Consider the following 12,344-nt stretch of genomic DNA (forward strand, 5'->3'; position numbering starts at 1 on the left):
AGCAGATGGGTGATGAGGAACGTTATTCTGGTGTAATCCATTTTACCGACCAACTTCCTGTGCCTTCAGGCACCAATGTTTGGGTTAAATAAGGTAATAGTTGTTTCATTTGGGCTTCTAAGGTCCAAGGTGGGTTAATGACAACCATGCCACTTGCGGTCATACCACGTTGTTCGCTATCAGGGCGTACGGCAAGTTCGATTTGCAAGATTTTCCGAATACCCGTATTTTCTAATCCTTTCATGATGCGTTTCGTTTGTTGACGTAACACAACGGGATACCAAATGGCGTAAATGCCAGTGGCGAAACGTTTATAGCCTTCTTCAATGGCTCTGACCACCAAATCATAATCTTCTTTTAATTCGTAAGGTGGATCGATGAGGATCAATCCACGTCGTTCTTTTGGTGGCAAGGTGGCTTTGAGTTGTTGAAAGCCGTTATCTCGTTTAGTGGTAATGTTGTCAAATGCTTTAAAATTATTTCGTAAGAGTGGAAAATCACTCGGGTGCAATTCGGTGAATAACGCACGATCTTGCGGACGTAACATTGTCGCAGCAATGAGTGGTGAACCTGCATAATAACGAAGTGCGTTGCCACCATAATTGATTTTTTTGATGAGTTGAACATAACGTGCAACATCTTCTGGTAAATCATCACGATCCCAAAGGCGTGCAATGCCTTCCTCAAATTCTGCTGTTTTCTCGGCTTCTTCACTGAATAAACGATAGCGACCGACACCAGAATGGGTATCCAAATAATAGAACCCTTTTTCTTTTTGTTGGAGATTTTCGATAATCAGCATTAACACAATGTGTTTTAACACATCGGCATGATTGCCTGCATGAAAACTATGACGATAACTCAGCATAATATGCCTTTAAATTAAGAATAATAAAGAGGGTATTATAAAGAATTTTTTATGAAGTGCCATTAAAGATGCAACACTCAAGGTTTTTGTACACCAAAGTGCGGTGATTTTTGAAAAAGTTTTAAAAAAGAGGATGTGGGGGGACACATCCTCAAACCCGCTTAACACAGCACTAAAAAGTGCTGCATAATACGGAGGTCGGGTGTTAATTCGGGGTGAAACGCACAAGCTAATAATTTGTTTTGTTGTGCAAAGACAATCTTGCCATCAAGGGTGGCTAAAGTTTGCACCTGTTCATTATCGCAATGTTGAATATAAGGTGCTCGGATAAAGACCGCTGGAAAAGGGGTATCAAATCCGTTAATGTCAAGTGGGGTTTGAAAGCTATCCACTTGTCGTCCAAAAGCATTGCGTTGGACACAAATATCCATTAAGCCTAAGTGCACTGTTGGATCGTTTTCCAACTGTTTGGCTAATAAAATCATGCCTGCACAGGTACCAAAAATACCTTTACCTTGCTTGGCAAAATCTTGAATCGCTTCGATAAAACCATACTGACGCATTAATTTCCCGATTGCCGTACTTTCCCCGCCCGGCAAGACCAAGCCATCAAGTGCGGTCAATTCTGCGACCGTTTTGATGGCACTGGCTTTGGCACCCAGCTGTTCAATTTGTTGTAAATGTTCGCTCACTGCACCTTGTAGGGCTAACACACCAATATGTAAATGGGAATAATCTTTCATGCTACCAACCACGTTCTTGCATTCTTTCATGTTGTTGTAGGCGAGAAATTTCAATCCCTTTCATTGGATCCCCTAATTCTTCAGAAAGACGTGCGATCAAATCGTAATCTTGATAATGGGTGGTGGCTTGAACGATTGCTTTGGCAAATTTTTCAGGATGCTCAGATTTAAAGATCCCTGAACCAACAAAGACACCATCAGCCCCTAATTCCATCATTAATGCTGCATCCGCTGGGGTGGCGACACCGCCTGCGGCAAAATTCACCACAGGTAATTTGCCTAATGATTTAATTTGTAAGAGTAATTCAAAAGGTGCACCGAGATTTTTGGCTTCTGTCATCAGTTCATCATGACTCATTGCGACAACTTTGCGAAGTTGTGCATTCACTTTACGCATATGACGAACCGCTTCTACAATATTTCCTGTACCCGGCTCACCTTTGGTGCGTAACATCGAGGCACCTTCACCGATACGGCGTAAGGCTTCGCCTAAATCACGACAGCCACACACAAAAGGCACGGTAAATTCACTTTTTAATAAATGAAATTCATCATCCGCAGGGGTCAGCACTTCACTTTCATCAATGTAATCCACTCCCATGGCTTCTAATACACGGGCTTCGGTGATATGCCCAATTCGAGCTTTTGCCATCACAGGAATCGAAACCGCATTCATCACTTCTTTGACAATTTTAGGGTTTGCCATGCGAGCCACGCCCCCAGCAGCACGGATATCTGAAGGGACTCGCTCAAGTGCCATAACTGCCACTGCACCAGCTGCTTCAGCAATACGGGCTTGTTCAGCGTTCACGACATCCATAATGACGCCGCCTTTTTGCATTTGTGCCATACCTCTTTTGACCGTATCCGAACCTAAAATGCTATTCATTCATTTGTCTCCTTTTATCATGATGTTTTGTGTGTGAATGGGTGCTATTTTTGCCTTGATTCAGGTATGATTAAAAGTGTCAAAATGAACAAATTTAATGGGGTCAGATGATGAAGAAAATGAACTATCAATTAGATAAACGCTTGAAAACGCCTTTGTATTTACAACTTTATCAACAGATCCGATCATTAATTGATGCACAAGCGTTAAGGTTAGGGGATAAATTGCCTTCAAAACGGAGTTTGTGTGACTATTTGCAAATTAGTCAAAATACGGTGGAGGCGGCTTACGCACAGCTTTTGGCGGAGGGGTATATTGAATCTTTGCCTCGACGAGGTTTTTTTGTGTGTTTTCAACCTGCTTTCTTTTTTGCGGCAAAAAAAGAGAAAAAAACAAGACCGCAGACATCCGCACCCACCCCGATTCATTTTGATTTTAATCCTAACTATATTGATACCGAACGTTTTCCCATTGCCAGCTGGCGTAAAGCGGGAAAGGGGCTATTTCAACATCGTAATCAGGATTTATTAGGGTTAGGGGAAAAGCAAGGTGATAGCCAATTACGGCATGAAATTTGTGATTATTTATTTTCTTCTCGTGGAGTGAAATGTGACATTGAGCAAATTGTGATTTGTGCAGGTTTAGAAAGTGTGATTCAACAGCTGATTTTATTATTTGATCATCTTTACTCACACCCTGTGCATTATGGTATGGAGCGTTATGGTTACCAAACCTTAGAAGAGTTATTAAAGCTGTATCATAAAACCATTATCAAATTGCCTCTTAAGCAAAATAGCCAACAACTGGATCTGAATTTTTTGCAAGAAAGTTCGATTGATATTGCGTGTGTTACGCCTTCGCATTTATATCCTTTTGGTCATGTGCTTTCTGTTTCACAGCGTCAACAATTGCTTGAATGGGCAAGAGAAAAGCCTCATCGTTATATTATTGAGGACGATTACGACAGTGAATTTCGTTATAAAGGCAAGCCGATTCCCGCCTTACAAAGTTTAGACAAACATGGTAGCGTCATTTATTTAGGCTCTTTTTCGAAGTTGTTAATGCCGTCTTTACGTTTGTCGTTTATGGTGTTGCCAAAATCCTTAGTGCCACTTTATCAGCAATATTGCGGTTTTATGAATTGTTCGGTTTCTCGTTTTGAGCAGCAACGCTTAGCGATCTTTATTCAACAAGGGGATTTTGAAAAACATATTAATCGCATGCGGAAACTTTATCGGCGAAAAATGGAGCTTCTTTGTAGCTTATTAGCCCCCTATCGACATCAGATAAGCTATTATGGCGAGCATTCTGGGTTTTATTTGTTGATTGAGTTGCTGAAGGAAACACGCAGTCTCAGCGATTTATCAGCATTAGCGTTGACCAAAGGTGTGAAAGTGTATCCTGTGTCTTGCTCGGATCGCAAACTCTTTTCACTTGGATTTGGCAATTTAAGCGAAATGCAAATTCAGCAAGGGGTTGAGCATTTATTGCAGGCATGGTTTCATGAAAAAGGCACGAACTGATAAGCTCGTGCCTTGTGAAAAGTGCGGTGGATTTTAGAATAATTCTTGGTATTCACCCGTAACAGGTGCACCTTGTCCATCGATTAAATTCGGTGGCACATAATAACCTCGTTCTTCCACGTAAGTACGTTTAGGTTCTGTTCCTTTAATAAAGTATTCCATTTTTCCTCCACCATTTGACAATAAGCCTGAGCGACTGTCGATGGCTTTTTGAATGATATTCGGAGGCAGTTCCAGTTTACGTTCAGGAATCTCTGCTAAGGCTTTTTTCATGTAAGCAATCCAAGCAGGCATAGCAGTTTTTGCCCCTGCCTCACCTCGTCCGAGATTGCGTTTATTGTCATCAAAGCCCACATAAACCGCAGTGGTGAGGTTTGCCCCGAAACCCGCATACCAAGCAACTTTGGCATTGTTGGTTGTCCCTGTTTTTCCACCCAGATCTTGACGTTTAAACTCTTTTGACATACGCCAACTGGTGCCGACCCAGCTTTGTCCTGATTCCCCGTAAACGGCGGAAGTTAACGCACTGCGGATCAAAAAGGCAAGTTCACCGCTAATTACACGAGGGGCATATTGGACTTTCGAATTTTCCGTTTTGGCTTCAGCCATAAAATTCAGGTTATTTTCATCAAGCTGTTTGCTTTCTAGAGGTTGTAAGTCAGGAATATCTGGCACCACATCAATTTGTTCTGCCTCTTCTTCATTGGCACTCAGCACGTTATCACTAGTACTGAGATTGTCGCTTAAACTCAAATCATAGTTTTTAAAACCGTCTAATTTTTCTGTTTCACCATAAATTACAGGAATATCATGACAGGTAATACAGGCAATTTTTGGGTTGGCTAAGAAAATTTCTTTACCCGTGTTATCTAAAATTCGGTTAATGATGAAAGGCTCAATTAAGAAGCCGCCATTATCAAAGACCGCATAACCTCTTGCCATTTCAAGTGGGGTGAAAGATGCCGCCCCTAAGGCAAGAGCCTCACTGGCAAAATATTGATCACGTTTAAACCCAAAGCGTTGTAAAAATTCCGCACTGTAATCAATCCCCGTTAATTGCATCGCACGAATGGCAATCATGTTTTTTGATAAGCCCAGTCCCACACGTAAACGCATTGGACCATCAAATCGGTTTGGGGAGTTTTTCGGTGCCCAGGCTTTTTGCCCTGGTTTTTGCACCACTAATGGTGAGTCTTGTAGGACACTGGATAAGGTTAAGCCTTTTTCTAATGCGGCGGCATAAATAAAAGGCTTAATTGAGGAGCCGACTTGCACTAGCGATTGTGTGGCACGGTTGAATTTACTTTGCTCAAAGCTAAATCCTCCCACAAGGGCTTCAATGGCACCGTTATCACTGTTTAAGGACACCAACGCAGAATTCGCTTCTGGAATTTGCCCTAATACCCATTCATTTTTGTTATTTTGACGAATCCAAATTTGATCCCCCACCTTCACAGGGTTTTTTCCTGCCCAACGCATTGCCGATTGTGGTAAGGTCATGCTTTCACCCGATGCCAACAATAATTCAGCCCCGTTTTTGTTGACACTCATCACGGCTGCAGGGAAAAGCGGCATGGAGTTCGGCAATTTTTTCAAAAAGCCCACAATCCGTTCTTGTTCCCAAGGTTTTTCTTCTTTTTTCCAAAGTGGTGCACCACCACGATAGCCATGGCGGATATCATAATCAATCAAGTTTTGACGAAGGGCAATTTGTGCCGCTTCTTGATCTTTCGATAACACCGTGGTGTAAACCTTAAATCCACTGGTGTAGGCTTTTTCTTCACCAAAACGTCTGACCATTTCTTGACGTACCATTTCGGTGACATAATCCGCACGAAAATCAATTTGTGCACCGTGATAACGAGCCACAATCGGTTCTTTTATTGCCGCATCGTATTCTTCTTGGCTAATGTATTTGGTGGTCAGCATTCGCCCCAAGACGATATTACGACGTTCTTCCGCACGTTTAATCGAATAAAGTGGATTCATGGTGGAAGGGGCTTTTGGTAAGCCTGCAATAATGGCAATTTCAGATAATGTAAGTTGATTCAGATCTTTACCAAAATAGGTTTTCGCCGCTGCCGCCACGCCATAAGAACGATAACCTAAGTAAATTTTATTTAAATACAGTTCTAAAATTTCGTTTTTACTTAAGGTATTCTCAATTTCAATTGCAAGCACCGCTTCTTTGGCTTTACGCTCAATGGATTTTTCAGGGGTTAAGAAAAAGTTTCTGGCTAATTGTTGCGTAATGGTACTCGCCCCTTGTGACGCCCCACCTTTGCTAATTGCCACTTTAATTGCCCTTGCGATCCCAATAGGATCCACACCATGGTGTTGATAAAAACGGGCATCTTCTGTGGCTAGCACGGCATCAATGATACGTTGTGGAATTTGATCCAAAGGGACAGGTATACGACGTTGTTCACCCACTTCACCAATCAACTTGCCATCCGCAGTATAAATTTGCATAGGTTGTTGTAATTCAACGGTTTTTAAGCTTTCTACATCAGGCAGGTCGGCTTTCAGATAGGTATAGATGGCAACAGCACCAATACAGCCGAGCAGGAAAAGGGTGAGTAGCGTGCTTAATATTAATTTTGCGATCCGCATCGAAAAATTCTCTCTTAGTTAATGCTTGGATATAAAAAACAATGAAAAATTACCGCACAGTATAAAGACTCGGGATCTAAATCCAAAGTTAAAACTGCATAAAAAGTGTAAAAATCAGTAAAGAAGGGAAAATTCCGCCATGGAAAAGGCAAGCAAGATTCAGTTGGGCGTTTGGAAAAACAAGGAACAATTTGAGATATTGTGTTTTGATCCACAAGATCGCATTGTGTATTTTGTGTTGCCGAAAATGGATTTCGCCCAAATTGCCCAACAGATTCTGGCTTATTATCCCAACCGATTCATGAAACTTTGCCCAGTTTGTGCGGTTTTTCCTCATCAATTCTGGCAGAAAAGCGTAATTCTTCCTCAGCATTTAAGTTTGCAAGAAGCGGAAAATCAATGCCGTTTTTTACTGGCACAAGCCTTACCCATTCCCTTGCCCGAATTATGGTTTGATTATTGCTACGTTCCGTTAAAACAAGGATCAAGGTTAGATATTTTTGCCATCCAACGTTCAACCGCCCATCAGTATGTGCAAACCTTTTTACCTTTGAAAGTAGAAATCTTAGACACGGTGGTTCACGCCCTATTAAGAGCCTTTCATTATGTGATGGATCGCCCATTACAACGTGGAGAGCTCTTTTTATATCAAGATGAGCAGGGTTGTTTAGCCATTCAAGAACAAGGGCAACAAACGCTAGTATTGCAACAATCGCAAGGCAATTTAGGGCAGCTTTATCAACAATTTTGTCAACAATATGAACAAGTGCCTGCACAGGTTTATGTGTACCGTCGATTCACGTCCACATCGAAAGCACCGTTACCTGCGAAATGGGAAGAAATTCAGAGCCAATATCCCTTTATTCCTTTAGGCAATGCCCTTTGGCAACGTCATGGCGACAATGAAAACTCCCTTGCTACATTAAAGAGGAAGACGGGATGAAAAATGGCATTAATTTATTACCTTGGAGACAACAACAGCATCAGCAACGGTGCAAAAAATGGTTAGCTTTCTTACTTGCTATGTTGTGTGCCCTTTTATTGAGTAAATATGTGTTAGTAGATTGGCAACAGCAGCTTACCGACCGATTACAACAAGCACAAACAGCGGTACAGCATAAATTGCGTGAGTTAACCGAAATTAAACAACACATCGACAGCTTACAAAAACAGCAAATTAAGACCGATAAACTCATTCCCATTGCCTCACAACACGCTTTGCATTTAAGTGCATTATTACTGGCGTTACCCTTAGGGCGAGGTGAATTAGTTTCTTTTGGTGTGCAACAAAATGAGATCAGCCTAAAAGGTTATGTGGAAAACCATGAGGATTTTAGTGCATTACAGCATCATTTGGAGACTCAACCTTTGTTTAAACAGGTGGAATTAGTGCATTTCCAGCCAGAACAAACACAATTATGGTTTGAGTTTAAACTCTTATTTACCCCAGATCTTGCCACCCTGCCACTTGCATGGCGAGATAGGCAAATTCAAGTGCGATAGAGGGGGCAAAATGGGTATAGGGTTAATGGATCCAACTAGCATGTTTGCACGTTATATTGGCTTATCTTTCCGTCTCCATGGGGTGATCTTTTTGTTGTTATGTTTTTTATTTTTGTTGCCATCATGCTTGTCGCTTTGGCAAGTGGCTCAGCAATTGGAACATATTCAGCGACAACAAGTAGAACAAGCACAGTTACTGGTTCAACATCAGCAACGCTTACATCGTTTACAACAACGTTTTGCCGAACAAGCGTTAACACCTCAATTAACACAAAAAATTGCCCAAATTAATGCACAGCTTCCCACTTTCTCACAAGGGATCCAGATCCAAACATCACAATGGCAGTTTCAGTCAGTGCCCTTATTAAGGCTACATCTTCAAAGTGATTTTAAGGATTTTCAACAGTTTTTTACCGCACTGCTAACCCAATCAGACTTAGAAGTGCTGACCTTACAGCTCAGTCAAGCCGAGGACATGACACAAGGAAGCGTGCTTAGCGAAATGTTGTTATTTCTTCCTCGTCAAGGGGGAAGCCAAGCCTCAGCCATTAAGGAGAAAAAATAATGCCAAAACAGACCGCACTTTTATGCTTGTTATCATGCAGTTTGATCCCCATGGCATTGGCTGACCCCTTTAACAAGGGACAACGTGAAGTGGATATTGCTTCCCCAGCCCCTTCAATTCGTGCGACCTCTCCGAGTTGTCAACAAGAGGGACAGGTTTTCTTTGATGATGTGCCTTTTCAGTCGCTCACTTTGGTTGGGTTACTGAAACAGGCGAAAGGTTGGCAAGCGTTTTTTATTAATAAGCAACAAGAGATGGTGTTGGTTCAAAAAGGTGATTGGCTAGCACAAGAAAAAATGGAAATTACCCTGATTAATCAGCACGAAGTGCAATTGTTAAAACGAGAAAATCCACAACATTGCCAACAGACCCAGCGTGTGATTTTGACATTATAAGAGGTGAAAAGATGAGAAGGTTGATCCATTTTTGTATCAAGTGCGGTCTATTTTGGCTAAGTTTTGTCGCTATGCCACAGGCTCAAACTCCCCAACCTGAGACTATTCACGCTGAAACGGGGCGGTTTTCCCTTCGTTTAAAACAAGCCCCTTTGGTGCCTGTCTTACAACAGCTCGCCTTGTTACAAAATAAAAATGTGATGATTGATGATGAGCTAACGGGGACATTATCTTTACAGCTTCAAGACACGGATTTTGAGCATTTCTTTCGTGCGGTTGCGAAATTAAAGCAGTTACGTTTTGTAAAAGAAGAGACATTGCATTATTTGACGATGCCACGAACCTCGCCAGAGGCAAGCACGGCTCCACATCAAGAAAAAGGGAATGTGGGGGAAAAGGCATTGATGACGGCGAGCATTAAATTGCATTTTGCTAAAGCGGCAGACGTGATGCAATCGCTTTCTGCTGGACAAGGTTCTTTGTTGTCGGAACAAGGCAGTTTAAGTTTTGACGAACGCAGTAACTTATTGCTGATTCGAGATGTGCCACAGTCGGTAAAGCATATTAAAACGCTGGTTGCACAAATGGATCAACCCATTGAGCAAATTGCGATTGAAGCAAGAATTGTCACCATTGCAGAGGAAAGTTTAAAAGAATTGGGGGTACGTTGGGGCATGTTTAACCCCACTGAGTCCGCTCACCGAATTGCAGGCAGTTTGGAGGCAAAGGGGTTTCATCAGGTGGGGGAAAATCTGAATGTCAATTTCGCCACTTCCATTACGCCAGCTGGTTCACTGGCATTGCAGTTAGCGAAAATTAACGGGCGATTATTAGATTTGGAATTGACCGCATTAGAACGGGAAAATAACGTGGAAATTATTGCAAGTCCTCGCTTACTGACCACAAACAAGAAAAGTGCCAGCATTAAACAGGGGACGGAAATTCCTTATGTTGTGACCAGTTCAAATAAAAATGAAACCCAATCCATTGAATTTCGAGAGGCGGTGTTGGGCTTAGATGTCACACCACATATTTCGAAAGATAATATGATTTTACTGGATTTAGTGGTGAGCCAAAATTCACCAGGTGCCAGCGTGGCTTACGGTTCTGGTGAAATTGTGTCCATTGACAAACAAGAGATTAACACACAAGTCTTTGCAAAAGACGGGGAAACCATTGTGCTTGGTGGGGTGTTTCATAAAAGTTTGACGAAGGCAATTGATAAAGTCCCTGTATTAGGCGATGTGCCTGTGCTTAAGCATTTATTTCGTAAACAACATGATCGGGAACAAAAACGAGAGTTAGTGATTTTTGTTACCCCTCGCATTATTAAACCCGAACCTCGTCAGTCGTGAATGACAGAGGGAATCTATTTTGTATTTGGGTATAAAACACCCAAAATCAGCACCGCACTTTCTCCCTCGCTTTGGGAAATCACTAAATAAATCGCCCGTTAAGGTTGAAAAGGAGGGCGATTTATTGCGATAATCTCAATTATTTTTTGGGTGATCTTTCTGCGACCAATTAGGGTCGCTTATCTATTTTTATAAAAGATCATAATTATCAATAAGTTAAGTATAAAGAAGAAAAACTAGAGATGGCAGAAAAGCGTAATATTTTCTTAATCGGGCCGATGGGTGCAGGTAAAAGTACCATTGGTCGACAATTAGCACAGCAATTAAATATGGACTTTGTGGATTCCGACGCTGAAATTGAACAACGTGCGGGGGCTGATATTAGCTGGATTTTTGATGTGGAAGGGGAAGAAGGTTTTCGTAAGCGTGAAGAGCGGATTATTAATGAATTAACTCAAAGACAAGGCATTGTGCTTTCCACAGGTGGCGGAGCGGTATTATCAAAAGAAAGCCGTAATTATCTTTCAGCTCGTGGTATTGTGATTTATTTAGAAACAACAGTGGAAAAACAATATCAACGCACTCAGCGTGATAAAAAACGTCCTTTATTACAAGATGTGGAAGACCCTCGCCAAGTGCTTGAAGATTTAGCAAAAGTTCGTAATCCACTGTATGCAGAAATCGCAGATATTACTTTACCAACCGATGAGCAAAGTGCCAAAGTGATGGCAACGCAAATTGTGGATTTGATCGATAATATTAACGGCTAATAAAAACAAAGATAGGATAGTGAAAAATGTTGTGTGTAAATGTTGAGTTGAAAGAACGCGGTTACCCAATTTACATTGGTGCAGGTTTGTTGTCGGATGTTAGTTGTTATCCACTAAAATCAGGTGATAAAGTAATGATCGTAACGAACCCAACGGTTGCACAACATTATTTGGCACAGGTGACAGAAACCTTGCAAGCTCTTGGCTGTGCGGTGGAGTCGGTGCTGTTGCCTGATGGCGAACAATATAAAACGCTAGACTCCTTAAATTTGATTTTTACAGCCTTGCTGAAGGCAAACCATGGTCGAGATACCACCATTATTGCTTTAGGTGGTGGGGTAATTGGTGATGTGGCAGGGTATGCTGCCGCCAGTTATCAACGTGGTGTGCGTTTTATCCAAATTCCTACCACGTTATTGGCTCAAGTGGATTCTTCAGTGGGGGGAAAAACCGCAGTGAATCATCCGTTAGGGAAAAATATGATTGGGGCATTTTATCAACCCTGTGCCGTGATTGTAGACACCTTAACACTATCAACCTTACCTTTACGTGAAGTGAATGCAGGACTAGCCGAAGTCATTAAATATGGCATTATTCTCGATGCCGATTTCTTCCAATGGTTAGAACAACACATTGATGATCTCGTGGCATTGGTGCCTGAGGCGTTACAAACTTGCATTGCCCGTTGTTGTCAAATTAAAGCGGATGTGGTGGCGCGTGATGAAACGGAAAAAGGCGATCGTGCCTTGCTCAATTTAGGGCATACTTTTGGTCACGCCATTGAAACCCATCTCGGTTATGGTAACTGGTTACATGGTGAAGCTGTGGCAGCTGGGATGATGATGGCGGCAGTATTATCAGAAAAATTGGGTGATATCAGCACGACGGCGGTGGCTCGTATTGAAAAATTGATTGCCAAGGCGAACTTGCCGACATTCTCTCCTGATGGTATGCAACCTGAGGATTATTTACCGCACATGATGCGTGATAAAAAAGTCTTAGCAGGCAAACTCCGACTTGTATTATTAAAAGCCTTAGGTCAAGCCTATGTAGCCACAGACACTGAAAAAAATCTGGTCATTGATGCGATTCGCTGTTGCACGCAGGTTGACTAATTTCT

Annotated in this window: 12 protein-coding genes; 8 read left to right on the forward strand and 4 right to left on the reverse strand. The window is 41.9% G+C overall.

The window, feature by feature from the left end:
- Positions 1 to 22: 22 nt before the first annotated feature.
- The 3 genes from ACPEEM_RS12020 to pdxS all read right to left on the reverse strand — a co-directional run bounded on the left by ACPEEM_RS12020 (position 23) and on the right by pdxS (position 2,500).
- Positions 23 to 868, reverse strand: coding sequence for a 23S rRNA (adenine(2030)-N(6))-methyltransferase RlmJ (locus tag ACPEEM_RS12020; RefSeq protein ID WP_424405279.1), 846 nt, complete (start codon positions 866 to 868; stop codon positions 23 to 25).
- Between the two features lie 161 nt (positions 869 to 1,029).
- Entirely contained in the window at positions 1,030 to 1,611 is a 582-nt protein-coding gene (pdxT, locus tag ACPEEM_RS12025) for a pyridoxal 5'-phosphate synthase glutaminase subunit PdxT (RefSeq protein ID WP_424402264.1), read from the reverse strand.
- Between the two features lies 1 nt (position 1,612).
- On the reverse strand, positions 1,613 to 2,500 hold the full coding sequence (gene pdxS / locus ACPEEM_RS12030; protein WP_424402265.1) for a pyridoxal 5'-phosphate synthase lyase subunit PdxS: 888 nt from the start codon (positions 2,498 to 2,500) through the stop codon (positions 1,613 to 1,615).
- A 110-nt stretch (positions 2,501 to 2,610) separates the two neighbouring features.
- Here pdxS and ACPEEM_RS12035 point away from each other — a divergent pair, with 110 nt between their 5' ends.
- A complete protein-coding gene (locus ACPEEM_RS12035; RefSeq protein WP_424404140.1) occupies positions 2,611 to 4,023 on the forward strand; it encodes a PLP-dependent aminotransferase family protein in 1,413 nt (470 codons plus the stop codon).
- Positions 4,024 to 4,056: 33 nt separating this feature from the next.
- On the opposite strand, the gene ACPEEM_RS12040 is transcribed toward ACPEEM_RS12035, so the two are convergent.
- Complete coding sequence (locus ACPEEM_RS12040; RefSeq protein ID WP_424402266.1) at positions 4,057 to 6,636, reverse strand: penicillin-binding protein 1A; 2,580 nt, start codon at positions 6,634 to 6,636, stop codon at positions 4,057 to 4,059.
- 139 nt (positions 6,637 to 6,775) lie between these two features.
- Here ACPEEM_RS12040 and ACPEEM_RS12045 point away from each other — a divergent pair, with 139 nt between their 5' ends.
- The 7 genes from ACPEEM_RS12045 (at position 6,776) to aroB (ending at position 12,339) form a co-directional block, all read left to right on the forward strand.
- Positions 6,776 to 7,579 carry a competence protein ComA gene (locus ACPEEM_RS12045; protein ID WP_424407216.1) on the forward strand — a complete coding sequence of 268 codons (804 nt, stop codon included), beginning with the start codon at positions 6,776 to 6,778 and terminating at the stop codon, positions 7,577 to 7,579.
- Positions 7,576 to 8,139 carry a hypothetical protein gene (locus ACPEEM_RS12050; RefSeq protein WP_424407218.1) on the forward strand — a complete coding sequence of 188 codons (564 nt, stop codon included), beginning with the start codon at positions 7,576 to 7,578 and terminating at the stop codon, positions 8,137 to 8,139. The genes ACPEEM_RS12045 and ACPEEM_RS12050 overlap by 4 nt, the downstream gene beginning before the upstream one ends.
- A 10-nt stretch (positions 8,140 to 8,149) precedes the next feature.
- Positions 8,150 to 8,704 carry a hypothetical protein gene (locus ACPEEM_RS12055; RefSeq protein WP_424407220.1) on the forward strand — a complete coding sequence of 185 codons (555 nt, stop codon included), beginning with the start codon at positions 8,150 to 8,152 and terminating at the stop codon, positions 8,702 to 8,704.
- Positions 8,704 to 9,099, forward strand: coding sequence for a pilus assembly protein PilP (locus ACPEEM_RS12060; protein WP_424407222.1), 396 nt, complete (start codon positions 8,704 to 8,706; stop codon positions 9,097 to 9,099). Before ACPEEM_RS12055 ends, ACPEEM_RS12060 begins: the two co-directional genes overlap by 1 nt.
- A gap of 71 nt (positions 9,100 to 9,170) precedes the next feature.
- Positions 9,171 to 10,454, forward strand: coding sequence for a type IV pilus secretin PilQ (locus ACPEEM_RS12065; protein WP_424408269.1), 1,284 nt, complete (start codon positions 9,171 to 9,173; stop codon positions 10,452 to 10,454).
- Between the two features lie 242 nt (positions 10,455 to 10,696).
- Positions 10,697 to 11,224, forward strand: coding sequence for a shikimate kinase AroK (gene aroK, locus ACPEEM_RS12070; protein WP_424402272.1), 528 nt, complete (start codon positions 10,697 to 10,699; stop codon positions 11,222 to 11,224).
- 26 nt (positions 11,225 to 11,250) lie between these two features.
- Complete coding sequence (gene aroB / locus ACPEEM_RS12075) at positions 11,251 to 12,339, forward strand: 3-dehydroquinate synthase (RefSeq protein WP_424407224.1); 1,089 nt, start codon at positions 11,251 to 11,253, stop codon at positions 12,337 to 12,339.
- The last annotated feature ends 5 nt before the right edge of the window (positions 12,340 to 12,344 follow it).

The sequence above is a fragment of the Pasteurella pantherarum genome, from assembly GCF_049670885.1.
Taxonomy (GTDB): domain Bacteria; phylum Pseudomonadota; class Gammaproteobacteria; order Enterobacterales; family Pasteurellaceae; genus Pasteurella.